The organism is Fusibacter tunisiensis, from assembly GCF_016908355.1.
Taxonomy (GTDB): Bacteria; Bacillota; Clostridia; order Peptostreptococcales; family Acidaminobacteraceae; genus Fusibacter_D; species Fusibacter_D tunisiensis.
In genome coordinates this window covers 1-16,500 of record NZ_JAFBDT010000010.1, presented here as the reverse complement: position 1 = coordinate 16,500, position 16,500 = coordinate 1, and the positions used below count along the sequence as shown (strand labels likewise).

Here is a 16,500-nt window from a genome sequence, read left to right as displayed (position 1 = left end):
CTCATCTATTTCTGTTTCATAGTTTTCAAGTCGACAATCATATCTCTTAGTTCTGCGGCCCGTTCAAATTGTAATAATTTTGACGCTTCGTACATTTCTTTCTCCAAAGTTTCAATATAAGACAACCGTTCCTTACGATTCATGCTCTGAATTTTTTCTATTTCATAGGACGATTCTTCTTCCGCTGCAACAGTTGCCTCAATTACATCCCGTATGCCTTTCACAATGCTCTTTGGTTCAATGCCGTTTTCAATATTATATGCCTCTTGAATCCCTCTTCTACGATTGGTTTCATCTATTGCATACTTCATAGATTTTGTAATTCGATCCGCATACATGATGACACGCCCCTTTACGTTTCGGGCTGCACGCCCCACCGTTTGTACCAATGAGGTCTCTGAACGTAAAAAACCTTCCTTATCTGCATCTAAAATTGCAACGAGGGACACTTCTGGCAAATCAAGCCCTTCTCTTAAAAGATTAATCCCAACAAGGACATCAAAATCACCTTTTCTAAAATCTCTAATAATGCCCATGCGTTCAATGGTTTTTATATCAGAATGCATGTAACGTACCTTTACATCCATCCTCTTAAAATAATCTGTTAAATCCTCTGCCATTTTTTTCGTTAATGTGGTTACCAAAACCCGTTCATTGACTTCAACACGCTTTATAATCTCTGAATACAGGTCATCAATCTGGCCTTTAATCGGCCTTACTTCAATCTCAGGGTCCAATAACCCTGTAGGTCTAATAATTTGTTCAACACCTGCGCCAGCATTTTCATACTCATATGGGCCCGGGGTCGCTGAAACATAAAGCAGTTGATGGGCCAAAGCTTCAAACTCATCAAAATTAAGAGGTCTATTGTCCATAGCAGAAGGCAGTCTAAATCCATAATCTACCAATGCTTGTTTACGACTTCTATCGCCACCATACATAGCTCTGATTTGAGGAATACTCACATGAGATTCATCAATTACCACAAGAAAATCATTCGGAAAATAATCTAGCAAAGTATATGGCCTACTCCCAGGTGGTCTCCCTGATAGCACACGTGCGTAATTTTCAATACCTTGGCAAAATCCCATCTCTCTTAGCATCTCTATATCATACTTCGTACGTTGTTCAATTCTCTGAGCTTCAATCAATTTATTGTTATCTCTAAAATATTTAACTTGTTCTTCCAGCTCGGATTCAATTGCAACTATGGCACTTTCCAATTTATCTTTAGGTGTCACATAATGTGACGCTGGATAAACAGTTAAGTGATTTCGATACCCCAAAATCTCTCCTGTCAGCGCATTTACTTCTGCAATCCGATCCACTTCATCTCCAAAAAGCTCAATTCTATAAGCACGCTCGTATTCATAAGCTGGCATAATTTCCACCACATCGCCACGTACGCGAAATGTATTGCGTGTAAAATTAATGTCATTTCGAAGGTATTGAATGTCCACCAACCGTTTCAAAATTTCATCTCTGCTCTTGGTCATCCCCGGGCGCACAGTAAGTGTCATATTGGCATAATCAATAGGGTCACCTAGACCATAAATACACGAAACAGAGGCCACAATAATGACATCTTTGCGTTCAAATAATGCTGAAGTTGCAGAGTGTCTTAATTTATCCAATTCATCATTAATGGCCGCGTCCTTCTCTATGTACGTATCAGAATGCGCCACATAAGCTTCCGGTTGATAATAATCGTAATAACTCACAAAAAATTCCACAGCATTTTCAGGGAAAAACTCCCTAAACTCTGAAGCCAATTGAGCCGCCAAAGTTTTATTATGTGCAATTACCAATGTGGGTTTTTGGACCCTTTCAATAATCTTTGCAACTGAATACGTTTTTCCAGATCCAGTCACGCCCAACAAAATATTGTGTTTTTTTTCGGATTCTATGGCCCTTGCAAGCTGATCAATCGCCTTGGGTTGATCGCCTGTTGGGCTAAATTCCGACACTACTTTGAAGCGTTCCATAGCCACCTCCAAACACTTGTTCGGTTTCTATTATATCTTTTCCTTAAAGAACCGTCAATAAAAAAGGAGAACGATGCAAATTCAACATCCTCTCCCCTAGTATTAATTTAATCCCCACCATGTTATATAGCCAATCAACCCAATAATAACAGCAATTACAACAAATGTCGTTACTGCAAAAGCACCTTGTAGGCCATTTGGTAGGTCAAAATCAAATTTATATTCTTGTAGCTTTGTCATCTTTTCCTGAATGGATTCAGCTTCCTTTTTTAAGTGATCAACATCCATAGTTCCCCCGATCTATTCCAGTTGCTCTTTTATGATTTCAAGTGCCTTCATCAATTGATTGTCATCTTCGTCTGTCGGTTCTTCTATCTCATAATACCCTTCATCCAACTCAATAAACACATCTGGTTCAATTCCCACACCGTGAATATAGGCGCCACTTGGGGTAAAATACTGGGATGTTGTAAGTTTAAATCCAGAATCGCCTTCATGGGGTACAACCACTTGAACAACACCTTTACCAAAAGTTGTCGTTCCAACAATTGTCGCTTGACCATGATCTTTAAGGGCACCTGTTAATATTTCAGAAGCACTCGCTGACCCTTGATCAATTAGAACCACCCAATTAACATCATATTTTCTTGCATCTGACTCATATGTTCCATTGTCGCCATTACGCCCTTCAGTATAGACAATTAAAGCCTTTCCCAACATGGCATCGGCAATTTTTACAGTCTGGCTCAAATAGCCACCCGGATTCTGCCTCAAGTCTAAAACAATTCCTTTTGCACCTTGAGAAATTAAATCCTTGGCATTCTCATCAAATTCCCTGGCAGAATTTTCGTCAAATGTCGTCAATCTTAAGTAACCAATCTCCGAATCGAGCATTCTAGCTTTAACCACCTTAATGTCTATCCATGCCCGTTCAATTTCCACATCAAAAGATTTATTTTGACTTGGTCTATAAATCGTTAACGTGATTGAAGTTCCAGGCTCCCCTTTGATTTGTTTGATGGCTTCATCCATTTGTTCAGCGGTATAGGAAACCCCGTTAACCCCTGTAATTACATCTTTTGCCAACAAACCCACAGAATCCGCAGGTGTGTCTTCAATTGGGGATACAACTTCAATTTGATCTTTATCATTTGGCGTCAAATACAAACCTATTCCAGCATATTCTCCAGTGCTGGACTCCATATAACTTTGGAATTCTTCTGAATCCATATAAAGCGAATAAGGATCTTCTAAAACGTCAAAAAGCCCTTGCTTCATCCCATCGATTAAAAGGGATTCTTCTACTTCCAAATAATAATTTTCTTCAATATAAGACTTTAAATCCTCAACAGATTCATAAGTGCCATAAAAACTTCGAAAATCTTCCAAATCCTTGCGACTAATAACGACTTTATCTCCAAGGTCAATTTGTATAAATGTTGTTACGAAAAATGTTGTTGCTGCCGTTGTTATTACCAATAACAACCCTATTAAAATTGCCGTCTTTTTTTTCAAATCTCACACCTCAATTTCCAGTTATATAGGGATACGGATCCACGTAGTCCCCATTAATCCGCACTTCAAAATGCAAATGGGATCCTGTTGAAACACCTGTAGTTCCCATTTTTCCAATCATATCACCTTTTTTCACCACAGAACCAACATCGCCTAAAATTTGATTCAAATGGGCATACAGTGTTGTGTGTCCCCCACCATGATCTACAATAATTGTTTTTCCATACCCACCATACCAATTGGCATAAACAATGGTACCTGTCTGGGCGGCCACAATAGATGTGTTCATAGGTGCACCTATATCGATTCCAGTGTGCATTTTATATTGCTTGGTTATAGGGTGAAGTCTATTCCCAAATGGGGATGTAATGGTGTACTCACCCGGTACCGGCCAGAGCATTTCACCACCTACATAGACAGGTGCAAGTTCCAAATTTTTAATAATTTCAGTAAGATCGTTAGCCTCTTTTAGAAATTGTTCTTCTACTTCTTTCATGGCAACTTCATCTTCAAGCAATTGCGCCTTATAGCCAACCAAATTGTTGAGGGCGATTTCCAAACTGTCTTGTTTAGAAACTTTATCTTGAAACAAGGACAAGAGTTCATCTTTAACGTGCTCAAGGTCTAACTTTTTTTGAGCCAGATCATCTCGCTGGGCTTTTAATGTCTGAATTAAATTCTGATCATGCATTAAAACTTTTTGAATCATGTCAATGCGTGACAAAAGGTCATTAAAATCTTCCGCACCAAAAAGAACTTCCAAATACCCGATTGACCCAGTTTTATACATAACCCGTAGTCTCTCGTTTAATAAAATGTTCTTGTCAGAAATCTTATCTTCCGCAACTTCAATTTCACCTGTTTTTTCAACAATTCGATCTTCTGTTAGGGCAATTTCTGCATCTAGACCATCTATTTCTTTTTCCAGTCCTTTAATTTCAACATTAAGATTTTTTATTTTTCGATTGGTTTCAGATTGCATGGATTCGTTGGCGTCCAATTCAGCATCTAAAGCTTCCATCTTCTCTTTCAACTCTTCCAGTTCACGTTCCCTACGCTTTAATTCATCATTGGCAAAAACCGTGCCTGAAAACAGTAGGGTTACAATCAATAGAAACACACTGTATATTTTTATTTGTTTCATCCTTCGCCCCCTAAACATTCAAGTACTTTCTCATTGACCAAATACTTCCAAGGGCACCGATACCAGCACCAATCACCACAAACAGAAAAATCACGTCCGGCATCATCACTTCTGGTCTTATAATATATACTGAAATAATGGCGTAGAAATCAGTGCCTAAAATTTGATATAGGTAATCGTAGCCCAATTTCACAATACCGGCTGCTACACCTGCCCCCAAAAGGCCGAGGAGAGTCCCTTCCATCAAGAATGGCCATCTAATAAACCAATTCGTAGCGCCAACGTATTTCATTATATTGATTTCTCTTTTTCGGCTGTTCACCGTTAACTTAATCGTATTGTGAATGATAAATGTGGAAATGGCAATTAAAACAAAAATAACAAGCATGCCTGCTTTGCGCACCATCTCGGTGACAGATAGCAAGGTTTCCACTATATCCTGATAGGATTTTATTTCTTCTATCCCTTCAAGAGAAGCCATCAGTTCAAGGACAGATTCCGCATAGTAAATATCTGTCAAATAAACAATTAGAGAATTGGGAAGTGGGTTTTCTTCCAACCCCTCAAGTAGATAGGCATTTTCATCCCAAGATTCCATCATTCGATTTAAGGCATCCGTCTTACTTTCATAAAGGACACGTGACACACCTTCTATCGCTTCAAGTTCTTCTTTCAAACCCTCTATTTGCGCCGCTTCCACAGAATCATCAAGGTAAGCTTGTATGGAATCAAACTGATCTTTTGCAGATTGTGAGACAGAATTAATATTTATAATCAGTGCAAAAATAATCCCCAATATTATAAGCGTCGCAGCAACAGATGATACAGAGGCAACACTCATCATACGATTTCGCCAAAGTCCTTTGATCGCTTCCTTTAATGTAAAAATTGGTTTAATCGTCATAGCTATATACTCCCACTTTGTCATCCCGCGCAACTTTACCCGCTTCAAGTGCAATTACGCGTTTTTTCATAATGTCTACTATTTCTCGGTCATGTGTCGCCATTAAAATTGTTGTTCCACGTCTGTTAATGGTTCTTAAGACCTTCATGATTTCCCACGACGTGTCTGGATCTAAATTTCCTGTTGGCTCATCTGCGATTAGTATTGGCGGATTGTTAATCATAGACCGCGCTATGGATACACGTTGTTGTTCGCCACCTGATAATTGATTCGGATAAAAATTGCCCTTTCCAGACAAGCCTACTAAGGCAAGGATTAGGGGCACTTGCTTACGAATATTTCTCTGAGGTGTCCCAACAATTTCCATTGCAAAAGCAATATTTTCATAAACCGTTTTATTGGGTAAAAGTCTAAAATCTTGAAAAACCACACCAACTTTTCGCCTTAAAAAAGGAACGCGCCTTCGGTGCAATCGCGTAACGTGCAAATCATCTACAAAAACTTTTCCAGTTGTAATTTCAACTTCTTTTAAAATGGCCTTAATAAAAGTGGATTTTCCTGCGCCACTTGGTCCTACAAGAAAGACAAATTCGCCTTTTTCAATTTGTACACTCACATTATCCAACGCCATAACACCGTTGTCATATCTTTTCGAGACGTTGCTAAATTCTATCATAAAACTCTCCCATTCAAAGTGTTTTCCTAATTATATATAATTGGGCGTAAACCGTAAACCCTATTCCTTATTATACCTGTACATTTCATGCTTTTTAAGTGTATAATTATTAAAAGAATATTACATCTGGAGTGTATACGATGGAAAAAAATGAAATCCGAAAAAGCGTTCTAGGAAAAAGAAATAATTTAAGCCATGAAGCCCAATGTCTTAAAAGTGAGGCAATCTTTGAAAGCATTAAAAATCTAGCTTTCATAAAAGAAACAACCTGTGTGGCTTCATTTGTTAACTTCAAAAGTGAAGTTCAAACAGATGCCATAAATCAATGGCTATTAGACTTAAATAAAATTCTATTACTGCCTAGAATTGATCCCTCTCGTAAAATAATGCAATTTTATCAAGTAACAGATTTAAACCAATTGATTGTAAGTCCGTACGGCATAAGAGAACCAAACCCGTTAATTCACCCACACCACCCCTCACATGCAATTGATTTGGTCTTAACACCTGGTGTGGCCTTTGACAATTCTGGTTATCGAATTGGCTACGGAGGTGGGTATTACGATCGCTTGTTTGCTTCAATATCTGAAAAAGTGCCTAGAATTGGCGTCGCATTTGCCATTCAAAGCGTTCCGAATATACCAACAGACACCTATGATCAGCCCGTGCATGCCTTAGTTACAGAAAACGGACTTAAAAACTTTAAAACCCCCACTGCATCTCTTTAAAAAACAAGATGCAATGGGGGTTTCCCCTATTCTTTTTGAGCTTCTTTAGCGAGTTTGCTCAACCGTTCATCAACTAAAGCATAGATAGAGCCCGCTTCAAATTTACCGTTTTTCATGCGTTTCCCAGATTTCCTTCCTGTTAGTATTTCGAGTCCCTGGTCCACATGGTCTATAGCCCAAATGTGAAACTTATCAGATTTAACCGCTTCTATGACCTTTTCATCCAACATGAGATTCTTCATATTTTGCTTTGGAATAATAACCCCCTGATCACCTGTCAGGCCTCTTTGATGGCACACTTTAAAATACCCTTCAATCTTTTCATTGACGCCCCCTATCGGTTGGATAAAACCACGTTGGTTAATGGAGCCCGTTACAGCAATCGCTTGATTTATTGGGACGCCGGACAAATCGGAAATTAATGCATAAAGTTCCGTACTTGAAGCACTGTCACCATCCACACCAGAGTAGAGTTGCTCAAAAACAATACTGGCTGTTAAAGCCAAAGGCTTGTCTTGTGCAAACATGCGCCCTAAGTACCCCGTTAGAATCATAACCCCTTTATCGTGGATTTTACCGCTTGTTCTGGCCTCTCTTTCGATGTTAATAATGCCCTGACGCCCTTGATAAGTGGAAACCGTAATTTTACTTGGCTTGCCAAAGGCATACTGGCCCATACCAACGACAGCGAGTCCATTAATTTCTCCAATTTTAAAGCCTTCTAAATCAATAAGGTAGACACCCTCCTCAAACAATTCTAAAGTCTGTCTTTCGTATTTATCTGATCTGGATATACGTTCATCCAAAGCTTTTTGAACATGGCTACGTGTTACCACTTGGCTTTTGTAATATCTGGCCCACGTATCGGATTCTATGATAATATCGCCAATGGTTTTCAGATGGGCAGTTAATTTTCCTTGATCATCTGATAAACGCGTTGCATAATCCACCAACTTTGCCACGGCACCGGGTTCAAAATGATTGAGGCCTTCCATCTGACACTTTGTTGAAACAAATCTTGAAAAGTGATTTAACGTATCCTCATTTCGAATAAGTTCCCCATCAAAATCTGCCATAACCTTAAAAAGTTTCTGAAACTCCTCATCGTATTCACTTAAAATTGAATACGTATAATAATCACCAATAATTATGACTTTAACATCCAGCGGGATCGGCTCCGGTTTCAATGTTTGAGAAATTAAGGCTCCTGAAAAAGTAGCTTTTGAGTCAATACTTACCGCTTCATCCAGCAAACTTCTCTTTAAACTTTTCCAAGAAAAAGAGTTCATCAAAATATCTTTTGCCAATAAAATTAAGTACCCACCGTTGGCCTTATGCAAAGCACCGGGCTTAATCATCGTAAAATCGGTTTTCATAACGCCCATTTCATTGACGTATTCAATGCTCCCTGCCAAGTTATAATACGTCGGGTTTGACTCAAAAACAACTGGGGCACTTTTTACAGAACTATTGTCCACAAGAAGGTTAATTCGATAGCGTTCAAAAAATGACTCTGGATTTTCTGCTTTAAGGGCAAACATTGCAAGTGGATTGGCTGTATCCTCTTCTTCTTCAGTATCCTTAAATTGATCCAAATTTTCAACAATATCGTTTTCAAGCAATTCAATGTACCCTTTGATTTCATCATTGTCCTTGTGTTTTTCTTTAATGCTGTCCAAATGAAACTTTACCAAGTGACGCCCCATTTGTTCATCCAAACTTTTAAGGCGGAGTCTTAAATTTTCTTCTTCAATTCTCAACTTGTTGAACAAATCAATTGTCTCAAGACTTAATTTTTGAGAATTCTCAACCAAAATTTCATATTCTTCTTGTGAAATGGCATTATAAGCTTCTTCACTCATGGGTTGTCCATCCTTCAAAGGGATGCTGACAATGCCTTTTTCAGTTAAAGAAAATACGAACCCGAATTTTTCCCCCAGTTGATTTAGCATCTCAACGATCGTGTTAGACTTTTCATTGTAAGCGTCAACCAATTTTTGACGTGCATTTTCATAGTCACGGCTGGAAAAAATTTCAACAATTCCCCGTCTTAAAAACCGGATTGCACGCTCCACTTGACTGATGAAGTTTTTGCCTTGGCCATTTTCAACTTTTATTGCAATGGGTTGATAAGGGTCATTAAAATTATTGACATACACCCAGTCGCTAGGGGCTGGTCGCTTGATTGCCTGTTCTTCAGTCAGCATATTTACAAAGCTATTACGTCCTGACCCCCACTGACCTGCAACATAAATATTATAGCCTTTTTGTGGCACTGTAAGCCCAAATTGCATGGCTTTCTTAGCCCGCTCTTGTCCAATAATGCCCCTTATAGGCACTAATTCTTCAGTGGTTTTAAATAGAAACTTATTTTCATTACATCGATTAATCAATTGGTCCGATTTTAATTTTAAATTTTCCATATGCCGCCTCCACAAGTACCTATTTTAGTATAATCTTTATACGCATTTAATACCCGAATAGTCACTGAATCAAGCAAAAAAAATCCAGAGTGTGCACACTCTGGATTCAAATTACAATTTTAAGTTTTTTAATTTATCTGCAAACAAATCACTTAAAGTCGCTTTTGTATCTGTTTCGTCTACAAATTCCGCAAAATCTGTCTCCGGCTCAGAATCTACCGCCTTAAGACTTAGTGCAATTTTTTGAGCGTCAGCATCAATGTCCAAAATTAAGACTTCAACCGAATCGCCAACCTTTACAACCTCAGAAACACTAGAAACATGAGATTCAGACAATTCTGAAATGTGAATCAAGCCTTCAATACCTTCTTCCAACTCTGCAAATGCACCAAACTGAGTCACCCGCGTAATTTTAGCAGGTACAACATCGTCCACTTGATAAATGGTGTAAATCGTGTCCCAAGGATTTTCCATCACTTTAGCCAACTTTAAGCCAACACGTTCAGAATCGCGATCCACTTGAACCACAATTACATCCACCACATCGCCTTCCTTCATAACTTCTGAAGGGTGCTTTACATGCCGCCATGACATTTGAGAAACATGGATTAAACCGTCTATCTCCCCTAAATCAACAAAGGCACCATAGGATGCAAGGCGTACAACCTTGCCACTTAATTGATCGCCAATAGATACCCTCGATAAAAAATCTTTTCGCGCCACTTGACGGGTTTCAAGTTCAATAACTTTATGAGACGCCACGGCTTTTTTATCGCCCGGTACGCATTCCACCAACCGAACCTTAAGTTTACTGCCCACATAATCACTCAAGTCAGACACATAAGCAATGCTCAATTGAGATGCAGGAACGAAAATCCGTGCTGTTTTATAGATGGCAATAACACCACCTTTTACGGCTTCTTTAATTTTAATTTCAAAAGTTTTATTTTGATTAAATATTTCTAAAAGTTCATCCCAAACAATCAAGCCTTCTGCCCTTGTTAAAGACAATCTCACATTACCCTCTCCGTCATCAACCTTTATAACATAAACGGATACTTTTTGACCAGGCGCATAAGCCAATGGGTTCTCTTCAGGAATCTCTGTTTTCGGAACGATGCCATCTGCCATAAAATTAATATTGACTAAAATTTCATCAGAATTAACTGAAATCACTTCGCCTTCAAGAACATCCCCTTTGGATATTCTTTCAGTACCATCATACTTTTCAAGCCAATCGTTCATTGATACATGATCTGTCATATAACTTCTCCTCAATTAAAAAATCTTGCGAGAATTGCTTTAATTAAAAATTTGGGTAGCACCATCATTCTTCCAATTCTCGAGGGTTGAATTATCAACCGATAAAACCATTCCAACCCAATTTTTCTAAAAACTGCAGGTGCACGTTTCACAACACCGGCGTATACATCTAAAGCACCACCAACACCCATGGCCACCTTGGTATTTAGCAGTTTCTGATTTTTATGAATCCACAGTTCTTGCTTTGGAGCGCCTAAAGCGACAAATAAAACATCTGGTTTCACTTCATTAATCGCATCCAATATTTTAGGTGACTCTTTAGCCTCAAAATAGCCATCCCTGTAACCCACTACTTTTAAATTTGGAAAACTCTTTTGAATGTTCTCTGCTGCAATTTCTGCAACACCTGGTTTCCCACCAAATAAGTAAATAGACTTTCCTGCCAAATTGCAATATTCTAATATTCGGCCCATCATTTCAATGCCCGGAACTCTTTCTGTCAATCCCAATCCATTAATTTTCGACGCCAAAATGACACCAATGCCATCTGGTATGACCAAATCACCTGAATTTAAAACCGCTTTGAACTCAGAATCTTCATCTGCTTTCATAACAATTTCAGAATTCGGTGTAAAAATTGACTGCGTCGTATCATCCGCCATATACTGAACAAACTTAGCATAAGCTTCGTCAAAAGTCAGTTGATCAAATTTAACACCAAAAATTTTAACGATACGACTCTCTTGATTGCTCTCCATAGACCCTCCATTATCAGTCTCCATTTGTGCTACTGAATGTTGCAACTCCAAAACGTGTCACAATATCCAACACATATGGAAATGCAAAACTTACTGCAAAACACTTTAAAACAAACCATCCCAGTTCATTTAGGGCATGTTCTAAACTAAAAAGTATCAAATGCATTTCATTCAGATATGCCATAGCTGCAAAAGCAACGGCAAATACAAAAGGAAACATCCAATTTTTATACCCTCTAGCAGCAAAATATATACCTGCTACCATGATTGGGTACAACATCAAATAAGAAATCCTATTTGACAAAAAACCAAATATAATCATACCATAAAGGGCGTAAAGCATCAAATCCCCATGACGGAATTGACTTTTAAAGGCTGCCCTTAAGTCATCAATAAAATAACCTTTTTCTTGAAGGTCTCTAATTGACCTTCTAAATCCTAATTTATGGAGATATATAAAGCCTACCATTGGGACATAAACTAAAAAAGTCCACAGTTCGAAAGGGTTTGGCAATTGACTTTCAACAGATGCAATAAAAGCGTATCGATAAACAAGTCCAATGCCCAGTAGGATTGAAAATGTTATTATAAAGCCAATTCCCTTTAAAACAATACTTCGAATCGTAAAAACCCAATCGCTTGAAAGCAGGTCCTTTAAAAACTCAATATAAACACCAACGACACCCAATACAAAAATCATATGCAACAGGTACCAATTTATTTGGGTTAAGATCTGTGACTCAAGCAAAAATAAAATCACATGTCCAATCAATCCGGATATCAAAATAAAAAGTTCCACCTTTAATGAAGGGTCAAATGCTACTTTCATTAAAACAACTGTTAAAATCACCAAACTAATGCCCATCCAGTCCACACTTTTAAGCACTTCATGTCCTGGCAGCACAAGCGACCAAATGCCTTGAATCATAAAGGACACAGCCATCCATAACCCCAACACGATCAAAGCCAAATAAATCAGTTTTTTTAATTTCATCATAGCCACCTCACTGCGCTTCGTCATAAAGGCCGAGACTTATCATTAAAGCTTTGTCTACTAAAACCATATCTTCTTTCTCAAGGTTTCCCAACCTCTGAATCAAACGCGTTTTGTCTATTGTTCGAACTTGCTCCAACAAAACAACCGAATCTCGAAGCAAGCCCACCTTGGATGCTTCAATTTCAACGTGTGTTGGCAACTTCGCCTTATCTATTTTAGCCGTAATAGCAGCAATTATAACCGTAGGACTGTACTTGTTTCCAACATCATTTTGTATGATCAGAACCGGTCTTTGCCCACCTTGTTCCGACCCCCTAACAGGTGATAGATCCGCAAAATAAACGTCACCTCTTTTAATAGTCACTTCAATTATCATCTCCATTCAATTTTTTTTCAGCCAGATCAATGGACGAAAGACAGTCCACCAGTCCAAATTCACAAAAGTCCAAATTAATTTGTGCCATGATTTCGTATCCTCTTCTCATAACATCTTCTGCCCGATACACATTTATGGATTCCTTGACATGATTTGAAACACCATGTGTTTTAAACGCATTGGCATACGCTTTCGTTATGGAATTCAAATAACGAGAATGATTTTTCATAGAAATCCCCCACTTCTCATGATCAAATTCTCTACACTGTAATCATACCATATTCTTTAAATTATAATCCACGTTATGAACAACTTGACCTTGCGAAATATACCTTCTTGGAACACGCTTTCCTATCATGCACACCACTTCATAATTAATTGTTCCAAGCCATTGAGCCACAGTATCTATTGAAATTTCAAGAGCGCCTACTTTTCCAAACAAGGTGACACAATCGCCAGAAGCCACATCAAGTCCATTTACTTCCATCATACATTGATCCATGCAAATTCTACCTACAATAGGTTTTACCTGTCCTTTGACAATTGCCTGAGCCTTAAACGACAAAAGCCTGCTGTAACCATCTGCATAACCCAGTGGCAGGGTTGCAATTTGTGACGGCCCCCCGACCTTATACTTCAACCCATAACTTATCCCTTCACCAGACTCAACCCACTTAACTTGAGCGATTTCTGCTTTTAGAGACATCACTTCCTTCAGCCGAATGCGTGTGTGGTCCACTTCCTTGGATGGATAGAGTCCATATAACATAATACCAGCTCTAACCATATCAAATTGATATTCTGGACAGTCTATAATACCAGCACTATTGGATACATGCTTAATTGGGATTGCAAGGCCTGCTTTTTCAAGTTCAGATACAACTTCCATAAAGCGGCTTACCTGAAGGTTTGTAAAAGATTTATCCCTTTCATCCGCAACTGCAAAATGGGTAAAAATACCTTCAATTTCAAGATTCTTTAACGCATTCATTTTTAAAATCGTTTTCACAGTCGTCTCATCAACAGGCATCCCAAGGCGACGCATCCCTGTATCAATCTTTATATGAACCCGTGCCAGAGACTTTAAGGCCGTTGCCACTTTATTCAAAGATTCCGCTTGTTCATAGGCATATATCGTCTGAATAATTTGGTGGTCTAAAATCTGCTTATGTAGAGTTATAGGAGTGTACCCCAAAACCATGATTGGAACATCTCTAAAGTGATGTCTTAATTGAATTGCTTCAGATAAAGTTGCCACAGCAAATCGGTCTGCCCCATTGTCCAGCAAAGTTTGACCAATCTCTACTGCGCCGTGCCCATAACCATCTGCTTTAATTACAGCTGTTACAAGTGTTGTTTCAAGAACACTGCGTTTCACTTCGCGTATATTGTGGGCCAGATGATCTAGATTGACTTCTGCCCATACAGGTCTTGTACTGCCGTCGAACTGCATAAAGTCACCCCTTCAATGCAACTGCAAAGGCAATTGCCAAATTTTTAGAATGTGAAATTGAAACAGAAAGCGCTCCAAACCCTTTTGAATTAAAAAGTGCCAATGCGTCATTGTGTAAAACCACATATGGTTTTCCAAGTGCATCTCTAAGCACTTCAATATCCCGGAATTCAAAGCCTCGAATGCCAGTCCCAAAAACTTTTGAAACCGCTTCCTTCACAGCAAAACTCCCTGCAATTGTCTCAACCCGATTCTGCCTTTTTTCAAACAATTCGCGTTCATTTTCAGTAAAAAAACGCTGTAAAAACCTTGGATTTTTCTGAATTAGCGCATCAATTCGTGCAATTTCCAGAATATCGACACCCGATTCCAACATTTAAGGCCTCCTAAACTCATGCTATTCTCATTATAGATTGGAAAAACTAATCTGTAAATCCGATTCATGTTTTGATACAATAAATCTATATACAAAAGGAGGCGCTTATGGACTTATATCACGCCATACATATGGCTATAGAAGCACATGACCAACAACGACGTAAAATTGACAACGCTATCTATGCAACCCACCCATTGGAGGTTGGTCTATTGCTTGCCAAAAATGGCTTTGACGATTCCGTTATAATCGCGGGAATTTTGCATGATACTTTAGAAGATACGTCTACTACTTTTAGCGAGATTGAGCAGGTTTTTGGAAATCGTGTTGCCCAGTATGTGTTTATGTGTTCCGAGTCCAACAAGTCCCTTTCGTGGAAAGAGCGGAAGGTCAATTATTTAGAGGCGATGAAAGAATCCCCTTTAGAAGTACTCTACATTATATGTGCCGACAAAATTTCAAACATTAAAACCATTTATAGAAATTTAAATGCGGCCATTTGGGACCAGTTTAACGCGGGTTATGACCAGCAAAAATGGTACTATGAATCCGTCTTACAAGCACTTGAACCCATTAAAGACCATCCCATGTATCATGAACTTTCAACCTATATTAATGCAATCTTTCATGCGTCTTGATTTTTAACGAGTAAATAATGTAAGCCAGCAAACACACTCATTGCTGCAATTGTAATCCAAACCGTTGTAAATATAATTGGCGTTCCATATCGACCCGCTAAAATACCAGTAACATACGGTAGAATTGTAGACCCGAGTCCACCACCAGATATAATAATGGCACTTATCGTTGCCGATCCAGCTATTGAAGGTTGGGCAGCAGTCATTGTCATCGGATAAATGCCCGCAAACATTAGGCCAATAATTACAACAGCCCCCACAACGGTTACGGGTGTTCCAGCTGCGTTGAAAGCTGCCAGACCTATTATGCCACCCAGACCCATTATAAAAATCAATTTAGAAGGCTTAATAAACCGACTGATTCTGCCTACAAAAAATCGACTGACAATTACTGTCAACCACAAGGTGGATAGGACATTTTGTGAAAATGATTCTGAAAATGCCAGTTCATCAATTAAATAAGTTACCAACCAATTGCTAAAACTATTTTCAGACCCAACATAAAAAAACAAAATTAAGGCAACTGTAAGGATTACAATAAACCGACGTCTCTGAATCGGTTTATTTTTTTGTTTTTTCTTTTCTATTCTAAGAGGGGCTTTCATTTTAATGGACAGTATTAGGGAAATCGTTGCAAGCCCACCTAAAAAGACGAGTGTATGTTGCCAGGTCAATCCCCATTTTGTGAAACCGCTAAATACAAGTGGTATGATAAATGCACCAATGCCATAACTCATATGCAATAAGCTCATTGCATTTCCATCTCCATTTGTTTCAAGGGCAACCCGCACATTGATTCCTGTGTTGCAAAATCCCCATCCCATTCCAGTAATTACCACACCAATAAAGAGTCCCATTGCATAAGGTGTAAAAGCCATGGTTAATAAGCCCATCACATACAAAAGATTGCCCAGTACTATGGTTTTTTGAATACCGAAACGATCCGATAGTGTTCCGCCTAAAAACCCATTGACAAGATAACTGGCTGAAAACAGGGCCAACATGGTTCCCCCTTGTTCGTAATCTAAATTAAAAGACTCACGTATAAAGGGCATTGTTGCCCCAAATGACACAACAATCATTCCCATTACCACAAAACCAAAATAGTTGCCCCAAAGTACCAGTTTGTCACCCCTATTCATGCCTTTATCTCCGTTTCATTTAGTATACCCTAAATTCTACGTCGTTTTACGAAAACCATTAAAAATCGATATTTTCGCTGAACCTACGAAGAATTCAAGTAGTTACTCCTACATTTTAACAT

At 38.7% G+C, this 16,500-nt stretch carries 17 protein-coding genes; 2 read left to right on the top strand and 15 right to left on the bottom strand.

All coding sequences use genetic code 11. From position 1 onward, the window contains the following. Positions 1-5: 5 nt before the first annotated feature. From uvrB to ftsE, 6 genes are all read right to left on the bottom strand, one after another. Positions 6-1,985 (bottom strand): excinuclease ABC subunit UvrB, encoded by a 1,980-nt coding sequence (gene uvrB / locus JOC49_RS07380; RefSeq protein WP_204663911.1) that lies wholly within the window; start codon positions 1,983-1,985, stop codon positions 6-8. A 102-nt stretch (positions 1,986-2,087) separates the two neighbouring features. Next, the gene (locus JOC49_RS07375; protein ID WP_204663910.1) at positions 2,088-2,273 is read right to left on the bottom strand and encodes a hypothetical protein; all 186 of its coding nucleotides are present in this window, start codon (positions 2,271-2,273) and stop codon (positions 2,088-2,090) included. 12 nt (positions 2,274-2,285) lie between these two features. Next, entirely contained in the window at positions 2,286-3,500 is a 1,215-nt protein-coding gene (locus JOC49_RS07370) for a S41 family peptidase (protein WP_204663909.1), read from the bottom strand. Between the two features lie 10 nt (positions 3,501-3,510). Further along, entirely contained in the window at positions 3,511-4,644 is a 1,134-nt protein-coding gene (locus JOC49_RS07365) for a murein hydrolase activator EnvC family protein (protein ID WP_204663908.1), read from the bottom strand. Between the two features lie 10 nt (positions 4,645-4,654). Beyond that, the gene (gene ftsX, locus JOC49_RS07360; RefSeq protein ID WP_204663906.1) at positions 4,655-5,548 is read right to left on the bottom strand and encodes a permease-like cell division protein FtsX; all 894 of its coding nucleotides are present in this window, start codon (positions 5,546-5,548) and stop codon (positions 4,655-4,657) included. Further along, positions 5,538-6,224: a cell division ATP-binding protein FtsE gene (gene ftsE / locus JOC49_RS07355; RefSeq protein WP_204663904.1), complete on the bottom strand. Its 687-nt coding sequence runs from the start codon at positions 6,222-6,224 to the stop codon at positions 5,538-5,540. The genes ftsX and ftsE overlap by 11 nt, the downstream gene beginning before the upstream one ends. A gap of 140 nt (positions 6,225-6,364) precedes the next feature. Here ftsE and JOC49_RS07350 point away from each other — a divergent pair, with 140 nt between their 5' ends. Then, positions 6,365-6,952, top strand: coding sequence for a 5-formyltetrahydrofolate cyclo-ligase (locus tag JOC49_RS07350; RefSeq protein ID WP_204663902.1), 588 nt, complete (start codon positions 6,365-6,367; stop codon positions 6,950-6,952). Between the two features lie 26 nt (positions 6,953-6,978). Here JOC49_RS07350 and JOC49_RS07345 read toward each other — a convergent pair whose 3' ends face one another. The 8 genes from JOC49_RS07345 to acpS form a co-directional block, all read right to left on the bottom strand. Continuing rightward, entirely contained in the window at positions 6,979-9,375 is a 2,397-nt protein-coding gene (locus tag JOC49_RS07345) for an ATP-binding protein (protein WP_204663900.1), read from the bottom strand. Between the two features lie 111 nt (positions 9,376-9,486). Further along, the gene (locus JOC49_RS07340; protein WP_204663899.1) at positions 9,487-10,638 is read right to left on the bottom strand and encodes a 30S ribosomal protein S1; all 1,152 of its coding nucleotides are present in this window, start codon (positions 10,636-10,638) and stop codon (positions 9,487-9,489) included. A gap of 11 nt (positions 10,639-10,649) precedes the next feature. Then, positions 10,650-11,420: a WecB/TagA/CpsF family glycosyltransferase gene (locus JOC49_RS07335; RefSeq protein ID WP_243423636.1), complete on the bottom strand. Its 771-nt coding sequence runs from the start codon at positions 11,418-11,420 to the stop codon at positions 10,650-10,652. Then, complete coding sequence (locus tag JOC49_RS07330; RefSeq protein WP_204663898.1) at positions 11,410-12,390, bottom strand: hypothetical protein; 981 nt, start codon at positions 12,388-12,390, stop codon at positions 11,410-11,412. The genes JOC49_RS07335 and JOC49_RS07330 overlap by 11 nt, the downstream gene beginning before the upstream one ends. 10 nt (positions 12,391-12,400) lie before the next feature. Beyond that, positions 12,401-12,775: a type II toxin-antitoxin system PemK/MazF family toxin gene (locus JOC49_RS07325; RefSeq protein ID WP_459251390.1), complete on the bottom strand. Its 375-nt coding sequence runs from the start codon at positions 12,773-12,775 to the stop codon at positions 12,401-12,403. Beyond that, positions 12,759-12,998, bottom strand: a complete 240-nt coding sequence (locus JOC49_RS07320; protein WP_204663897.1) for a hypothetical protein — start codon at positions 12,996-12,998, stop codon at positions 12,759-12,761. The genes JOC49_RS07325 and JOC49_RS07320 overlap by 17 nt, the downstream gene beginning before the upstream one ends. Positions 12,999-13,040: 42 nt before the next feature. Continuing rightward, the gene (alr, locus tag JOC49_RS07315) at positions 13,041-14,222 is read right to left on the bottom strand and encodes an alanine racemase (RefSeq protein ID WP_204663896.1); all 1,182 of its coding nucleotides are present in this window, start codon (positions 14,220-14,222) and stop codon (positions 13,041-13,043) included. A 4-nt stretch (positions 14,223-14,226) separates the two neighbouring features. Further along, positions 14,227-14,598 carry a holo-ACP synthase gene (acpS, locus tag JOC49_RS07310; RefSeq protein WP_204663895.1) on the bottom strand — a complete coding sequence of 124 codons (372 nt, stop codon included), beginning with the start codon at positions 14,596-14,598 and terminating at the stop codon, positions 14,227-14,229. Positions 14,599-14,705: 107 nt separating this feature from the next. Here acpS and JOC49_RS07305 point away from each other — a divergent pair, with 107 nt between their 5' ends. Continuing rightward, on the top strand, positions 14,706-15,236 hold the full coding sequence (locus tag JOC49_RS07305) for an HD domain-containing protein (protein ID WP_204663894.1): 531 nt from the start codon (positions 14,706-14,708) through the stop codon (positions 15,234-15,236). Here JOC49_RS07305 and JOC49_RS07300 read toward each other — a convergent pair. Beyond that, positions 15,224-16,378 (bottom strand): MFS transporter, encoded by a 1,155-nt coding sequence (locus tag JOC49_RS07300; RefSeq protein ID WP_204663893.1) that lies wholly within the window; start codon positions 16,376-16,378, stop codon positions 15,224-15,226. The genes JOC49_RS07305 and JOC49_RS07300 overlap by 13 nt on opposite strands. Between the last annotated feature and the right edge of the window lie 122 nt (positions 16,379-16,500).